Here is a 13,367-nt window from a genome sequence, read left to right on the forward strand (position 1 = left end):
CTATTTTTAAGCCCAAAAGAGCGAAGAAAATAGTCTGAATTTTGGAGTAGAGACCCATGATTCAAACAGAATCTATGCTTGATGTTGCTGATAACAGCGGCGCCAAGCGAGTACAGTGTATCAAGGTCCTGGGTGGCTCACACCGTCGTTATGCCGGTGTAGGCGACATCATCAAAGTTACCGTTAAGGAAGCAATTCCTCGCGGTAAGGTGAAAAAAGGTCAGGTCCTTAATGCTGTTGTGGTACGTACCCGTAAAGGTGTTCGGCGCCCGGACGGTTCAATTATCCGCTTTGATACAAACTCAGCGGTTCTATTGAACGCCAACTCCGCCCCGATCGGTACTCGTATCTTTGGCCCAGTAACTCGTGAACTTCGCTCAGAGAAGTTTATGAAAATCATTTCCCTGGCGCCTGAAGTGCTATAAAAAATCTCGACTTTCGCAAGTCAGGATTTATGCAAAAACGCTAAGCTCGAAAGGGCTTGGCGTTTTTAAGCATGAGAGGGTAGTAGGAAAGGATGGAAATTAATGCGTAAAATCATTCGTAACGACGAAGTAATCGTTATTGCAGGCAGAGACAAAGGCAAGCGCGGCAAAGTATTGCGTGTTCTTGCTAATGACCGCCTGGTCGTGTCTGGCATCAACATGGTTAAAAAACACACCAAGCCTAACCCTATGCTGGGTAAAGCTGGCGGTATCGTAGAGAAAGAAGCAGCGATTGCAGTATCTAACATCGCTATCTTCAACTCTGCTACCGGTAAAGGTGACCGTGTTGGTTTCAAAGTTCTGGAAGATGGCAACAAAGTCCGGATCTTCAAATCCAACGGCGAACTTATCGCTAAGTAATAGGAGTTGATGCCATGTCTAGATTAAAAGCACTCTATAACGAGTCCGTTAAGCAGCAGTTGAAAGACGATCTTAGCTGTCCTAACGTGATGGCTGTACCACGCCTGACCAAAATCACCCTGAACATGGGTGTTGGTGAAGCGCTGGGTGATAAAAAGCAGCTGGATAATGCCGTAGCAGAGATGCAGGCAATTGCAGGTCAAAAGCCTGTTGTAACCCTGGCCCGCAAATCAATTGCAGGCTTTAAGGTTCGTGAAGGTTGGCCAATTGGTTGCAAGGTAACCCTGCGCGGTGAGCGTATGTGGGAATTCCTGGACCGTCTGGTTGATATCTCGATCCCACGTATTCGTGACTTCCGTGGTCTGAACCCGAAATCTTTTGATGGTCGTGGTAACTACAGCATGGGCGTGAAAGAGCAGATCATCTTCCCTGAAATCGAATACGATAAGGTAGATAAGCTGCGTGGTATGGATATTACCATCACCACCACTGCTCGCACTAACGACGAAGGTCGTGCCCTGCTGGCAGCCCTCAACTTCCCATTCAAAAAGTAAGGGTAGATTAATGGCTAAGGAATCAATGAAAGCGCGCGAAGCTAAACGCGCAAAAACAGTTGCTAAGTATGCTGCAAAGCGTGCTGCACTTAAGGCGATTGTTAAGAACCCAGCTTCTTCTGAAGATGAAGTTTGGGAAGCTCAGGTAGCTCTTCAAAAGCTGCCACGTGACGCTAACCCGGTTCGCCAGGTGCGTCGTTGTCAGGTTACTGGTCGTCCACACGGTGTTTACCGTAAGTTTGGTCTGAGTCGGATCAAACTGCGTGAAGCAGCAATGCGTGGTGATGTTCCGGGCCTGAAGAAAGCTAGTTGGTAAGCACAATGGTCTGGGCAGGATGATTCCCATCCTGCTACCGCATTGAGCTGCACAAAGGAAAATAAACCATGAGTATGCAAGACACTCTTGCGGATATGCTAACGCGTATTCGTAATGGTCATATGGCTGAAAAATCAGCTGTAACTATGCCTGCTTCTAAGCTGAAAGCATCTGTTGCTGCAGTTTTGAAAGAGGAAGGTTACATTGCTGACTACGCTGTTGAAGGCGAAGCTAAGCCAGTGATGACTGTTGAACTGAAATACTTTGATGGCAAGCCGGTTATTGAATCTATCCAGCGCGTTAGCCGTCCAAGTTTACGAGTTTACAAAGGCGCGTCTGACCTGCCTAAAGTTTCTGGCGGTCTGGGTGTAGCTATCGTTTCCACTTCTCGTGGCGTGATGACTGACCGTGCTGCACGTGCTGCCGGTATCGGCGGCGAAGTCATCTGCACGGTATTCTAGGAGCTGGAAATATGTCTCGAGTTGCTAAAAGTCCCGTTGTCCTACCGGCAGGTGTTGAAGCTAAGGTTGATGGTCAGCAGATTAATGTAAAGGGCGGTAACGGTGCCCTGAATCTGGCTGTTCACCCGTCTGTAGAAGTAACCGCTGAAGAGAACGTACTGAAGTTCGTCGCACGTGATGGCAGTAAAGCTGCTAACGCGCTGGCCGGTACTACCCGTTCTCTGGTTAATAACATGGTTGTTGGTGTAAGCACTGGTTTCACTAAGAAACTGCTGCTTCAGGGTGTTGGTTATCGTGCTGCCGTTAACGGCAATACACTGAGCCTGACTCTGGGTTTCTCGCACCCAATCGAATACGAACTGCCTGAAGGCGTTGCTGCGGCAATGGAAGGCCAGACTACTATCGTGCTGTCCGCAGCTGATAAACAGACTCTGGGCCAGACTGCTGCTGAAGTTCGTGCTTTCCGTCCACCAGAGCCTTACAAAGGTAAGGGTGTACGTTACGCTGACGAATTCGTTCGCCGTAAAGAAGCTAAGAAGAAGTAAGGTAGGGTCATGAACGAAAAGAAAACATCTCGTATTCGCCGTGCCCGCCGTGCCCGTTACAAAATGCGTGAACTGGGCGCAGTACGTCTGTGTGTAACCCGTACACCACGTCACATCTATGCACAGGTTATCTCTGCTGATGGTGGTCAGGTTCTGGCTGCAGCTTCGACTGTAGAGAAAGACCTGCGTAGTGATACTACCGGTAACACTGATGCCGCTACTAAAGTAGGCACACTGATCGCTCAGCGCGCGAAAGACGCTGGCGTGACTAAGGTTGCTTTCGACCGTTCTGGTTTTAAATACCATGGACGAGTTAAAGCGTTGGCAGATGCAGCCCGTGAAGGCGGCCTGGAATTCTAAGGGGTTTGACAATGGCAAATCACGAACAGAAAGACGGTGACCTACAAGAGAAACTTGTACAGGTTAACCGTGTTGCCAAAGTAGTTAAGGGTGGTCGTATCTTCGGTTTCACCGCTTTGACTGTTGTTGGTGACGGTAATGGCCGCGTAGGCTTCGGTCGTGGTAAGGCGCGTGAAGTGCCTGCTGCGATTCAAAAAGCGATGGAACAAGCGCGTCGCAATATGATCACAGTTGAGCTGAACGGCACAACTCTGCAGTACCCTATTAAAGCCCGTCACGGTGCTTCTAAAGTGTACATGCAGCCAGCTTCTGAAGGTACCGGTGTAATCGCCGGAGGCGCGATGCGTGCCGTACTGGAGATCGCTGGTGTTCACAACGTACTGGCTAAGTGCTACGGCTCTACAAATCCAGTCAACGTTGTTCGCGCAACTATCAACGGTCTTGCTAGCATGACATCTCCTGAAGATGTTGCTGCTAAGCGTGGTAAGTCCGTAGAAGACATTCTGGGGTAATCAACGATGGCATCTACTCTCAAGGTAACACTTGTACGCAGCACCATCGGTATCCTGCCAAAGCACAAATTGTGCGTCCAGGGTCTGGGTCTGCGCCGAATCGGTCACTCTGTTGTTGTGGAAGATACTCCTTCCGTACGCGGTATGATCAATAAAGTTAACTACATGGTTCGTGTAGAAGGCGAATAAGGAGCACATTATGCGTCTTAATACACTGAGTCCTGCCGAAGGTTCTAAACACGCTCCTAAGCGTGTCGGCCGCGGTATTGGTTCCGGCCTGGGTAAAACCGGTGGTCGTGGCCATAAGGGTCAGAAATCCCGCTCCGGCGGTTCTGTGAAACCAGGTTTCGAAGGTGGTCAAATGCCACTGCAGCGTCGTCTGCCTAAGTTCGGTTTTACCTCTCGTCAGGCTGCATTCGTTGCAGAAATTCGTCTGAATGAGCTGGGTAAGATTGATGCTGAAGTTATCGATCTGGATGCACTGAAAAAAGCAGATATCATCAAAGACAGCATCAAGCGTGCGCGCGTGATCCTGTCCGGTGAAATCACCAAAGCAGTTACCGTTAAAGGTCTTAAAGTGACCAAAGGCGCTCTGGCTGCAATTGAAGCTGCAGGCGGAAAAGTCGAGGAATAAATGGCTAAGAAAGGACCAGTACCAGCAGGCGTTCAAAACGGCTTAGGCGAGCTTAAATCCCGCCTGCTGTTTGTTTTGATCGCGATCGTTGTATACCGTATCGGTGCACATATTCCGGTACCTGGTATCAATCCTGATCGTCTGGCATCACTTTTTGATCAGAACCAGGGCACTATCCTGAGCATGTTTAACATGTTCTCCGGTGGTGCGCTGGAACGTATGAGTATTCTTGCTCTGGGTATCATGCCGTACATCTCTGCCTCTATTATTATGCAGCTGATGACGGTGGTGAGTCCGTCGCTTGAACAACTCAAGAAAGAGGGTGAGGCTGGTCGTCGGAAGATCAATCAGTATACTCGTTACGGTACCGTTATCCTGGCGACTGTTCAGTCATTTGGTATGGCGGTTGGCCTGGCTAATCAGGGCATAGCATTCTCAGCAGACTTCAATTTCTACTTTGTAGCAGTTGTAACGCTGGTGTCGGGTGCAGTGTTCCTGATGTGGTTAGGTGAGCAGGTAACTGAGCGGGGTATCGGTAACGGTATTTCGATACTGATCTTCGCTGGTATTGTGGCCGGTTTGCCTAGTGCTATCGGTCAGTCCTTTGAATCAGCACGTCAGGGGGATCTTAATATCCTGGCGCTGCTGGCCATTGCTGTGCTGGCGGTTGCCACTGTCGGTTTCGTTGTGTTTATGGAGCGCGGCCAACGCCGTATCACCATCAACTATGCGAAGCGTCAACAGGGGCGTCGTATGTATGCTGCGCAGACCAGTCATCTGCCGTTAAAGGTAAATATGGCTGGTGTTATTCCGCCGATCTTCGCTTCAAGCATTTTGCTGTTCCCTGCTTCACTTGGTCAGTGGTTTGGCCAGACTGAAGGCATGGAACTGCTACAGGATGTCGCACTCGCGCTGGGCCCGGGTCAGCCGCTGTACATCCTGCTGTTTTCGGTATGTATCATTTTCTTCTGTTACTTCTATACTGCGATTGTTTTCAATCCTAAAGATGTAGCGGATAATCTGAAGAAATCTGGTGCATTCATCCCGGGTATTCGCCCAGGGGAGCAATCTGCTAAGTACATCGATAACGTACTGGGCCGCCTGACACTGTTTGGCGCTCTGTACATCACTGCGGTATCTCTGATGCCTCAGTTCCTGGTCGTGGCCTGGAATGTACCTTTCTACTTCGGTGGTACGTCACTGCTGATCGTAGTTGTTGTTGTGATGGATTTCATGGCACAAGTACAGTCGCATCTGATGTCTCACCAGTATGAATCCCTGATGAAGAAGTCGAATCTTAAAGGAGGCGGAGCTGGCCTGCTGCGCTAGCCCTCCTGCTATTTGGAGCTGATCATGAAAGTACGTGCATCTGTGAAAAAAATCTGCCGTAACTGCAAGATCGTACGTCGTAACGGTACTCTGCGGGTTATCTGTAAAGTTGAACCACGACACAAGCAGCGCCAGGGTTAATTAACGCCTGGTCTGGGAGTGGTTGGCGCGAAGCCTTGATTTATTTTTGATCAAAGTGTAGAATCTCGCGCCTTCCATTAATAGAAGAATTTGCAGTACCTGTGAAAAGCACAGGTGCATGCTAATGAGTTGGAGTAAATTGAATGGCCCGTATAGCTGGCGTCAATATTCCTGACAATAAGCATGCGGTAATTTCATTGACTTACATCTTCGGAATTGGCCGCACTACAGCGAAGGACCTCTGCGTCACTTGTGGAATCGAAGAGACCACAAAGATTGCAGATTTGTCAGAAGATCAACTGGACATCGTCCGTGGCGAAGTTGCCAAGATGACAGTTGAAGGCGATCTTCGCCGTGAAGTATCCATGAACATCAAGCGCTTGATGGATCTGGGCTGTTATCGTGGTCTGCGGCATCGTCGTAGTCTGCCTCTCCGTGGTCAGCGCACTAAAACTAATGCGCGTACCCGTAAGGGCCCACGTAAGCCAATCCGTAAGTAATGGTAAGCGATAGGAATTTCCAGTATGGCTAAGCCAGGTAATCGCACACGTAAAAAGGTTAAAAAGCAGGTTGTTGACGGATTCGCTCACATCCACGCTTCATTTAACAACACGATCATTACTATTACTGATCGTCAGGGCAATACCCTGAGTTGGGCAACCGCAGGCGGCTCCGGCTTCCGTGGTTCTCGTAAGAGTACACCCTTCGCGGCACAGGTTGCTGCGGAACGTGCAGGTGTAGCTGCTCAAGAGTATGGTCTAAAGAATTTAGACGTTTTTGTTAAGGGCCCAGGCCCAGGCCGTGAATCCGCTGTACGTGCATTGAATGCATGTGGATACAAGGTTAACAACATCACGGACGTGACACCGATTCCTCACAACGGTTGTCGTCCACCGAAGAAACGTCGCGTTTAATCCGGAGACAGTAATAATATGGCTCGTTATTTAGGACCAACATGCAAGCTGTCTCGCCGTGAAGGTACCGACCTTTTCCTGAAGAGCGGTGTTCGTGCTCTGGACAGTAAGTGTAAAGCTGAAAATGTTCCAGGTGTACATGGCGCTCGTCGTGGTCGTTTATCTGATTACGGTTTACAGCTTCGTGAAAAACAGAAAGTTCGTCGTACATACGGCGTTCTTGAAAAGCAATTCCGCAGCTACTACAAGGAAGCTGCCCGTCGCTCTGGAGCGACTGGTACTAACCTTCTTCAGTTGCTGGAAGGGCGTCTAGACAATGTTGTCTATCGTATGGGATTTGGATCTACTCGTGCAGAAGCACGTCAGGTAGTTTCTCATCGCCAGATTACAGTTAACGGTCAGTCCGTGAACGTTCCGTCTTATCAGGTACAAGCTGGTGATGTGGTTGCCGTTCGTGAAAAGTCCAAGACTCAGCTGCGCATCAAACACGCACTGGAACTGGCTTCTCAGCGTACTGCTATTGAGTGGGTAGAAGTTGATTCTGCGAAGATGGAAGGTACTTTAAAGTCCCTGCCAGAGCGTAGCGATCTGTCTGCTGATATCAATGAGCAGCTGATTGTCGAACTGTACTCTAAGTAAATATTGACTTCTTAATTGGTGGAACTATGCAGCGTTCAGTAAACGAGTTTCTAAGTCCCCGTCACATCGACGTTCAGGAAATTAGTGCAACTCGTGCAAAAGTTACTTTGGAACCACTGGAGCGCGGTTTTGGCCATACGCTGGGTAATGCGCTACGCCGTATCCTTCTCTCTTCAATGCCTGGCTGTGCCATCACTGAAGTAGAGATTGAGGGTGTGCTGCATGAGTACAGCACCATCGAGGGTGTGCAGGAAGACGTAATTGAAATCCTGCTCAACCTTAAAGGTGTCGCAGTCGCGTTGCATAATGGTGACGAAGCAACCCTGACTCTGTCTAAGAGCGAAGCCGGTCCTGTTACAGCAGCTGATATCCAGCTGAATCAGGATGCTGAAATCGCTAATCCGGAGCATGTCATCGCTCATCTGAGCGAAGGTGCAAGCCTTAACATGCAACTGAAGATCGTGCGTGGTCGTGGCTATGTGCCAGCTGACGCGCGCGTATCTGATGAGGACGAGTCTCGGACCATCGGTCGCCTGCAGCTCGATGCTACCTACAGCCCGGTTCGCCTGGTGTCGTATGTAGTTGAAAGTGCTCGTGTAGAACAGCGTACTGACTTAGATAAGTTGGTTATTGACATTGAATCCAATGGTACTATCGATCCAGAAGAGTGCATCCGTCGTGCTGCAACAATTCTGCAGCAGCAACTGGCTGTATTTGTAGATCTGGAAGGTGGTAAGGATCAGGTTAACGATGAACCGGAAGAACCAGAGATCGATCCGATCCTGCTGCGTCCGGTTGATGATCTGGAGCTGACTGTACGTTCCGCCAACTGTCTGAAGGCAGAGCAGATCTACTATATCGGTGATCTGATTCAGCGTACCGAAGTAGAACTGCTTAAGACTCCGAACTTGGGTAAGAAATCGCTGACCGAGATCAAGGACGTCTTGGCGTCTAAAGGTCTGTCGCTTGGTATGCGCCTGGAAAACTGGCCACCAGCGAGCATCAGAAACGACGATAAAGTCGCTTCCTGATCTGCGGTTTTAAACCTAACAGTTTGGCAAGGATAAAAAGATGCGTCATCGTAAATCAGGTCGTCACTTTAATCGTACAAGTGCGCACCGTAAAGCAATGTTCAAGAACATGGCTGTAAGCCTGTTCGAACATGAGCTTATCAAGACCACGCTGCCTAAAGCTAAAGAGCTGCGTCGTGTTGCTGAGCCTCTGATCACACTGGCAAAAATAGACTCGGTTGCTAACCGTCGTCTGGCCTTTGCCCGTACCCGCAGCAAAGAAGCTGTCGGTAAACTGTTTAACGAACTGGGTCCTCGCTACGAAGGTCGTCCAGGCGGTTATGTTCGCATTCTTAAATGTGGCTTCCGTGCTGGTGACAACGCGCCGATGGCTTACGTTGAACTGGTTGACCGTCCAGCTGATGCTGTAGCGGTAGAAGATTCTGAAGATTAATCTCTTCGACTCTCAATAAAAACCCGGCTATGCCGGGTTTTTTTTCGCCTGGAAGACGGGCTTAAAAACACCCGCAGACCGCGCCTGCGGCGCTCGCTAGAACGGAAGCTACGCTTCCTGCTAGTGGTTAGACGTGGCTTCGCCACTTGCTAGATTGACCATTCAGCCGCGTCTGGCGAGCCGTGAATTGACGCACGATAGCTCTCTATTTGATCAATAAAGCTTCATCACTGAGCTGATGATTGAATCCCGTGGCACAGCTCCTTGATAACGGCTATCGAACGAAGCAGCAGTGTTATCGCCGAGAATGAAGTATTCGTCATGGCCGGTTTGATGGGTGACTTTTTTACCGTCTTTCTTTTGACGGAACTCATCCGCTGCGCGGTATCTGATGCCCGCCTGTGTCAGTTTTGCTGGGAGGGGGTGGATATCCTCATTGATATAGAGCTCACCGTCGATAAGCTGGATAGTTTCCTGAGGCATACCCACAACTCGGCCTATGGAATTATCTCCACCCTTATTCTGGTATAAGACTACATCCCAGCGTTCTGGCTGATAGGAAAATGCTGCATAGGGTAGGAAGGTTACGGTCGAGCCTTTATGAAGCGTTGGCTCCATATTTGTGCTGCCAATATTGATCAGCTTAGGGGTCAAGAATAGATAAGCTAATACGAGCAGCACAGCGATAATAATGATCGCCAGCAGAGCCAATATGAGCTTGAATGTAGATATTTTCCTGATCTTTTGCACGGTAATAACGTCCCTGTTTAGCAATATCGTCTTTCAGTAATGATACTGCATCTATCTCTCGATTTGAGCACCGTTTATCCTGTTCGTCTGGCCTTTATCCCAAAACTATAAAAAAGGCCGATGTTCTACACATCAGCCTTACTGACCTTACGCTTTTTCTAACAACTAGCAAGCGGCGCAGCCGCGTCTAGCGAGTCGCGAAGCGACGTTCTAGCAACTTCTCTGCTTTGACCCCGCGAAGCGACGGTCTAGTTACGTCTCAGCTTTTTGCCTTTTCCAACAATGGCTTAAGAAACTCCCCGGTATAAGATCCTGCCGTTTCTGCAACGGTTTCTGGCGTGCCGGTGGCGATAATCTGCCCGCCACGGGTGCCGCCTTCAGGACCGAGGTCGATAATCCAGTCGGCGGTCTTAATGACATCCAGGTTGTGTTCGATTACCACGATGGTGTTACCGTGATCGCGCAGGCGATAGAGTACGTTCAGCAGTTGCTGGATATCGTAGAAGTGCAGACCTGTGGTTGGCTCATCGAGTATGTAAAGGGTTTTACCAGTGTCCCGTTTACTCAGCTCTTTGGCCAGCTTCACCCGCTGTGCCTCACCGCCGGAGAGGGTGGTGGCGGCTTGTCCCAGACGGATATAGGAGAGTCCGACATCGATGAGGGTTTGCAGACGGCGGGAGAGGGCGGGGATCGCATCGAAGAATTCGCGGCCATCTTCAACAGTCATCTCCAGCACTTCGTGGATACTCTTGTTTTTGTACTTAACCTCCAGCGTTTCCCGGTTGTAGCGTTTGCCCTTACACACATCACAGGGGACGTAGATATCCGGCAGGAAGTGCATCTCCACTTTGATCACGCCATCGCCCTGACAGGCCTCACAGCGGCCGCCCTTGACGTTGAAGCTGAAGCGACCGGGTTTATAACCCCGGGAACGGGCTTCCTGGGTGCCGGCAAACAGCTCGCGTATCGGCGTAAAGATGCCGGTGTAGGTGGCCGGGTTTGATCGTGGAGTCCGACCGATCGGGCTCTGGTCGATATCGATCACTTTATCCAGCAGATCCATCCCTTTCAGTTCTTTATAAGGGGCGGCATCCAGGGTGGTGGCACCATTCAGCTCGGTGGCGGCAATCGGGTAGAGGGTGCCGTTGATCAGCGTGGATTTACCGGAGCCGGAAACACCTGTAACACAGGTTAATAATCCCAACGGGATATCGAGATTGACACTATTCAGGTTGTTACCGGTTGCGCCATGTAGTTGTAGCCAGCGGCCATCCGGGTGGTGGCGTTCAGAGGGAATTTCGATTCGGCGACGTCCAGACAGATAGTCCGCCGTCATCGATTCTTTACACTGCATCAGTTCAGCCGGGGTGCCCTGGGCGATAATCTCACCGCCATGAACGCCGGCGCCTGGGCCGATATCGATAACGTAGTCAGCCAGACGGATGGCATCCTCATCATGTTCCACTACAATCACGGTGTTACCCAGATCCCGCAGATGGATCAGCGTTTTCAGCAAGCGGTCGTTATCCCGCTGATGCAGTCCAATGGACGGCTCATCGAGAATATACATAACACCGACTAAGCCAGCACCTATCTGACTGGCCAGTCGAATCCGCTGTGCTTCACCGCCAGACAGGGTTTCCGCGCTGCGTTCCAGTGAGAGATAATCCAGGCCGACATTGACGAGAAACTCGAGGCGCAGGCGGATCTCTTTAAGAATCTTATCGGCAATCTCACCCTGTTTGCCGGTTAACTTGAGGTTATCAAAATAGTCACAGCTGTCACCTATCGACAGGCGAACCAGTTCTGGCAGTGTTTTTTCATCAATAAATACATGGCGTGCATCGCGACGCAGGCGGCTGCCATGACAGGATGGACATTCCTGCATATTGATATACTTCGCCAGATCTTCGCGCACCATATCGGATTCGGTTTCACGATACCGGCGTGAAAGGTTATTCAGTACCCCCTCAAAGGGATGGGACTTGCTGATCACATCGCCACGGTCGTTGAGGTAACGGAAAGCGATGTTATCTTTACCGCTGCCATCGAGAATCATCTTCTGTTGTTTAGCCGTTAGCTCTTTGAACGGGGTATCCATATTAAAACCGTAGTGCTCGGATACCGCTTTCAGCTGCTGGAAATAGTACAAGGCGCGGCGATCCCAGCCTCTGATTGCCCCTTCCGACAGGGTCAGCGTCTCATCGAAGACCACTTTTTTTGGATCAAAAAACTGCTTTACGCCTAAACCATCACAGGATGAGCAGGCACCGTGTGGGTTGTTGAATGAAAACATCCGGGGCTCAAGTTCCTGGATGCTGTGACCACATTTAGGGCAGGCAAACCGAGCGGAAAACACCAGCTCTTCACCATCGCCATCCATATAGCTGATGGTGGCTATACCATCGGTCATCGCCAGAGCAGTTTCGAACGATTCGGCCAGACGGATCTGCATATCATCGCGCACTTTAAAACGGTCGACGACCGCTTCGATATGGTGCTTTTTATTCTTGTCCAGCTCCGGAATACTGTCTATATCGCAGACGATACCGTTGACGCGGGCGCGAACAAACCCCTGAGAACGCAGTTCGCTGATAGTATGTAAGTGCTCACCTTTGCGTCCCTGGATGACGGGCGCTAACAGCATCAGTTTGCTACCTTCCGGCAGTGCCAGCACCTGATCAACCATCTGGCTGACGGTTTGTGCGGCCAGCGGCAGGTCATGATCCGGACAGCGTGGCTCGCCCGCACGGGCAAACAGCAGACGCAGATAATCGTAGATCTCAGTGATGGTACCCACAGTAGAACGTGGGTTGTGAGAGGTTGATTTCTGCTCAATAGAGATCGCCGGTGAAAGGCCTTCGATATGGTCGACATCGGGCTTTTCCATCATCGAGAGGAACTGACGGGCATAGGTCGAGAGCGATTCCACATAGCGACGCTGACCTTCAGCGTAGAGCGTATCGAATGCCAGAGATGATTTTCCTGAGCCTGACAGTCCGGTAATAACAACCAGTTTATCCCGGGGTATTTCGATGTCGATATTCTTCAGGTTGTGTGTTCTGGCGCCGCGAACCACTATCTTGTCCATCGTTGTTTCCGTGTCCAATGCAAAAGCACAAGTATAAAGAGTTATGCGGGCCTCCACACCTGATCTGACGATTTTTTCCGCTGCCGGGAGTAATATTTATGCTATGCTTTACGCCAATGCATTAGCTGTAAAATTACGCAGCAAACGTTTGCAAACAGTTAAAAAATATTGGAGAGATCAATGGCACGCGGTGTTAATAAAGTCATCCTGATTGGTAACCTGGGCAACGAGCCTGAAACAAAATATATGCCGAGCGGCAATGCGGTGACCAATATCACGGTGGCAACCTCTGAATCATGGAAAGATAAGCAGACCGGCCAACAGCAGGAACGCACAGAATGGCACCGGGTGGTGTTTTTTAACCGCCTGGCAGAGATCGCCGGTGAATACCTGCACAAAGGATCTAAAGTGTACCTGGAAGGTTCGCTGCGTACCCGTAAATGGCAGGACCAGCAGGGCCAGGACCGTTACACCACGGAGATCGTCGCCAGCGAGATGCAGATGCTTGATGGTCGTGGCGAAGGCGGCAATGGTGGCGGTTATCAACAGCCACAGGCAGGTGGATATCAGCAGGCGCCTCAGGCTGCTCCACAGCAGAACTATCAGCCACAACAGGCTCCGCAACAAGCACCACAGCAAAACTATCAGAAGCCACAGCAACCGCCACAACAGTCATACCAGAAGCCAGCACCTCAACAGGCGCCAAGCATGGATGACTTTGATGATGACATTCCGTTCTGAGAAACACCTTAGAGGTTTTTGTTAAGAATATCGAGTTGGGCCGCGCATAGCGCGGCTTTTCTTGTTTTTGT

General features: G+C 50.2%; 20 protein-coding genes. 18 read left to right on the plus strand and 2 right to left on the minus strand.

The features are described 5' to 3' along the window. The first annotated feature begins 56 nt into the window (after window positions 1-56). The 17 genes from rplN (at window position 57) to rplQ (ending at window position 8,714) form a co-directional block, all read left to right on the plus strand. A complete protein-coding gene (gene rplN, locus Q0499_RS15785) occupies window positions 57-425 on the plus strand; it encodes a 50S ribosomal protein L14 (protein WP_126159344.1) in 369 nt (122 codons plus the stop codon). A 102-nt stretch (window positions 426-527) separates the two neighbouring features. Continuing rightward, entirely contained in the window at window positions 528-845 is a 318-nt protein-coding gene (gene rplX / locus Q0499_RS15790) for a 50S ribosomal protein L24 (RefSeq protein ID WP_296063009.1), read from the plus strand. A 14-nt stretch (window positions 846-859) separates the two neighbouring features. Further along, a complete protein-coding gene (gene rplE, locus Q0499_RS15795) occupies window positions 860-1,399 on the plus strand; it encodes a 50S ribosomal protein L5 (RefSeq protein ID WP_091361841.1) in 540 nt (179 codons plus the stop codon). A 10-nt stretch (window positions 1,400-1,409) separates the two neighbouring features. After that, the gene (gene rpsN, locus Q0499_RS15800) at window positions 1,410-1,715 is read left to right on the plus strand and encodes a 30S ribosomal protein S14 (protein ID WP_299201027.1); all 306 of its coding nucleotides are present in this window, start codon (window positions 1,410-1,412) and stop codon (window positions 1,713-1,715) included. Between the two features lie 68 nt (window positions 1,716-1,783). Beyond that, window positions 1,784-2,176 (plus strand): 30S ribosomal protein S8, encoded by a 393-nt coding sequence (rpsH, locus tag Q0499_RS15805; RefSeq protein ID WP_299201030.1) that lies wholly within the window; start codon window positions 1,784-1,786, stop codon window positions 2,174-2,176. Between the two features lie 11 nt (window positions 2,177-2,187). Next, on the plus strand, window positions 2,188-2,721 hold the full coding sequence (rplF, locus tag Q0499_RS15810) for a 50S ribosomal protein L6 (protein ID WP_299201033.1): 534 nt from the start codon (window positions 2,188-2,190) through the stop codon (window positions 2,719-2,721). A gap of 9 nt (window positions 2,722-2,730) precedes the next feature. Further along, the gene (gene rplR / locus Q0499_RS15815; RefSeq protein WP_126159349.1) at window positions 2,731-3,081 is read left to right on the plus strand and encodes a 50S ribosomal protein L18; all 351 of its coding nucleotides are present in this window, start codon (window positions 2,731-2,733) and stop codon (window positions 3,079-3,081) included. An 11-nt stretch (window positions 3,082-3,092) separates the two neighbouring features. Then, on the plus strand, window positions 3,093-3,593 hold the full coding sequence (gene rpsE, locus Q0499_RS15820; protein WP_091361834.1) for a 30S ribosomal protein S5: 501 nt from the start codon (window positions 3,093-3,095) through the stop codon (window positions 3,591-3,593). 6 nt (window positions 3,594-3,599) lie between these two features. After that, window positions 3,600-3,782 carry a 50S ribosomal protein L30 gene (gene rpmD / locus Q0499_RS15825; RefSeq protein ID WP_091361832.1) on the plus strand — a complete coding sequence of 61 codons (183 nt, stop codon included), beginning with the start codon at window positions 3,600-3,602 and terminating at the stop codon, window positions 3,780-3,782. A gap of 10 nt (window positions 3,783-3,792) precedes the next feature. Beyond that, window positions 3,793-4,227 (plus strand): 50S ribosomal protein L15, encoded by a 435-nt coding sequence (gene rplO / locus Q0499_RS15830; RefSeq protein ID WP_299201037.1) that lies wholly within the window; start codon window positions 3,793-3,795, stop codon window positions 4,225-4,227. Beyond that, window positions 4,228-5,556: a preprotein translocase subunit SecY gene (gene secY, locus Q0499_RS15835; RefSeq protein WP_299201040.1), complete on the plus strand. Its 1,329-nt coding sequence runs from the start codon at window positions 4,228-4,230 to the stop codon at window positions 5,554-5,556. A 24-nt stretch (window positions 5,557-5,580) separates the two neighbouring features. After that, window positions 5,581-5,697: a 50S ribosomal protein L36 gene (rpmJ, locus tag Q0499_RS15840; protein WP_083935407.1), complete on the plus strand. Its 117-nt coding sequence runs from the start codon at window positions 5,581-5,583 to the stop codon at window positions 5,695-5,697. 143 nt (window positions 5,698-5,840) lie between these two features. Further along, window positions 5,841-6,197, plus strand: coding sequence for a 30S ribosomal protein S13 (rpsM, locus tag Q0499_RS15845; protein ID WP_299201043.1), 357 nt, complete (start codon window positions 5,841-5,843; stop codon window positions 6,195-6,197). A gap of 24 nt (window positions 6,198-6,221) precedes the next feature. Beyond that, a complete protein-coding gene (gene rpsK, locus Q0499_RS15850; RefSeq protein WP_019622838.1) occupies window positions 6,222-6,611 on the plus strand; it encodes a 30S ribosomal protein S11 in 390 nt (129 codons plus the stop codon). An 18-nt stretch (window positions 6,612-6,629) separates the two neighbouring features. Then, window positions 6,630-7,250 (plus strand): 30S ribosomal protein S4, encoded by a 621-nt coding sequence (gene rpsD / locus Q0499_RS15855; RefSeq protein ID WP_299201048.1) that lies wholly within the window; start codon window positions 6,630-6,632, stop codon window positions 7,248-7,250. 26 nt (window positions 7,251-7,276) lie between these two features. Further along, on the plus strand, window positions 7,277-8,281 hold the full coding sequence (gene rpoA, locus Q0499_RS15860; protein ID WP_299201051.1) for a DNA-directed RNA polymerase subunit alpha: 1,005 nt from the start codon (window positions 7,277-7,279) through the stop codon (window positions 8,279-8,281). Window positions 8,282-8,321: 40 nt separating this feature from the next. After that, a complete protein-coding gene (gene rplQ, locus Q0499_RS15865) occupies window positions 8,322-8,714 on the plus strand; it encodes a 50S ribosomal protein L17 (RefSeq protein ID WP_299201054.1) in 393 nt (130 codons plus the stop codon). Between the two features lie 213 nt (window positions 8,715-8,927). On the opposite strand, the gene lepB is transcribed toward rplQ, so the two are convergent. Beyond that, on the minus strand, window positions 8,928-9,464 hold the full coding sequence (gene lepB, locus Q0499_RS15870; protein ID WP_299201057.1) for a signal peptidase I: 537 nt from the start codon (window positions 9,462-9,464) through the stop codon (window positions 8,928-8,930). 259 nt (window positions 9,465-9,723) lie between these two features. Next, window positions 9,724-12,555 carry an excinuclease ABC subunit UvrA gene (gene uvrA, locus Q0499_RS15875; RefSeq protein ID WP_299201060.1) on the minus strand — a complete coding sequence of 944 codons (2,832 nt, stop codon included), beginning with the start codon at window positions 12,553-12,555 and terminating at the stop codon, window positions 9,724-9,726. Between the two features lie 180 nt (window positions 12,556-12,735). On the opposite strand from uvrA, the gene ssb reads away from it, so the two are divergent. Beyond that, window positions 12,736-13,296 (plus strand): single-stranded DNA-binding protein, encoded by a 561-nt coding sequence (gene ssb / locus Q0499_RS15880; protein ID WP_299201063.1) that lies wholly within the window; start codon window positions 12,736-12,738, stop codon window positions 13,294-13,296. The last annotated feature ends 71 nt before the right edge of the window (window positions 13,297-13,367 follow it).

Origin of the sequence: uncultured Amphritea sp. (assembly GCF_937127095.1) — a bacterium.
GTDB lineage: Bacteria > Pseudomonadota > Gammaproteobacteria > Pseudomonadales > Balneatricaceae > Amphritea.

Bases quoted from the DNA above. Each gene is read 5' to 3' on its own strand.
- rplN (WP_126159344.1), top strand. From the start codon at position 57: ATGATTCAAACAGAATCTATGCTTGATGTTGCTGATAACAGCGGCGCC.
- rplX (WP_296063009.1), top strand. From the start codon at position 528: ATGCGTAAAATCATTCGTAACGACGAAGTAATCGTTATTGCAGGCAGA.
- rplE (WP_091361841.1), top strand. From the start codon at position 860: ATGTCTAGATTAAAAGCACTCTATAACGAGTCCGTTAAGCAGCAGTTG.
- rpsN (WP_299201027.1), top strand. From the start codon at position 1,410: ATGGCTAAGGAATCAATGAAAGCGCGCGAAGCTAAACGCGCAAAAACA.
- rpsH (WP_299201030.1), top strand. From the start codon at position 1,784: ATGAGTATGCAAGACACTCTTGCGGATATGCTAACGCGTATTCGTAAT.
- rplF (WP_299201033.1), top strand. From the start codon at position 2,188: ATGTCTCGAGTTGCTAAAAGTCCCGTTGTCCTACCGGCAGGTGTTGAA.
- rplR (WP_126159349.1), top strand. From the start codon at position 2,731: ATGAACGAAAAGAAAACATCTCGTATTCGCCGTGCCCGCCGTGCCCGT.
- rpsE (WP_091361834.1), top strand. From the start codon at position 3,093: ATGGCAAATCACGAACAGAAAGACGGTGACCTACAAGAGAAACTTGTA.
- rpmD (WP_091361832.1), top strand. From the start codon at position 3,600: ATGGCATCTACTCTCAAGGTAACACTTGTACGCAGCACCATCGGTATC.
- rplO (WP_299201037.1), top strand. From the start codon at position 3,793: ATGCGTCTTAATACACTGAGTCCTGCCGAAGGTTCTAAACACGCTCCT.
- secY (WP_299201040.1), top strand. From the start codon at position 4,228: ATGGCTAAGAAAGGACCAGTACCAGCAGGCGTTCAAAACGGCTTAGGC.
- rpmJ (WP_083935407.1), top strand. From the start codon at position 5,581: ATGAAAGTACGTGCATCTGTGAAAAAAATCTGCCGTAACTGCAAGATC.
- rpsM (WP_299201043.1), top strand. From the start codon at position 5,841: ATGGCCCGTATAGCTGGCGTCAATATTCCTGACAATAAGCATGCGGTA.
- rpsK (WP_019622838.1), top strand. From the start codon at position 6,222: ATGGCTAAGCCAGGTAATCGCACACGTAAAAAGGTTAAAAAGCAGGTT.
- rpsD (WP_299201048.1), top strand. From the start codon at position 6,630: ATGGCTCGTTATTTAGGACCAACATGCAAGCTGTCTCGCCGTGAAGGT.
- rpoA (WP_299201051.1), top strand. From the start codon at position 7,277: ATGCAGCGTTCAGTAAACGAGTTTCTAAGTCCCCGTCACATCGACGTT.
- rplQ (WP_299201054.1), top strand. From the start codon at position 8,322: ATGCGTCATCGTAAATCAGGTCGTCACTTTAATCGTACAAGTGCGCAC.
- uvrA (WP_299201060.1), bottom strand. From the start codon at position 12,555: ATGGACAAGATAGTGGTTCGCGGCGCCAGAACACACAACCTGAAGAAT.
- ssb (WP_299201063.1), top strand. From the start codon at position 12,736: ATGGCACGCGGTGTTAATAAAGTCATCCTGATTGGTAACCTGGGCAAC.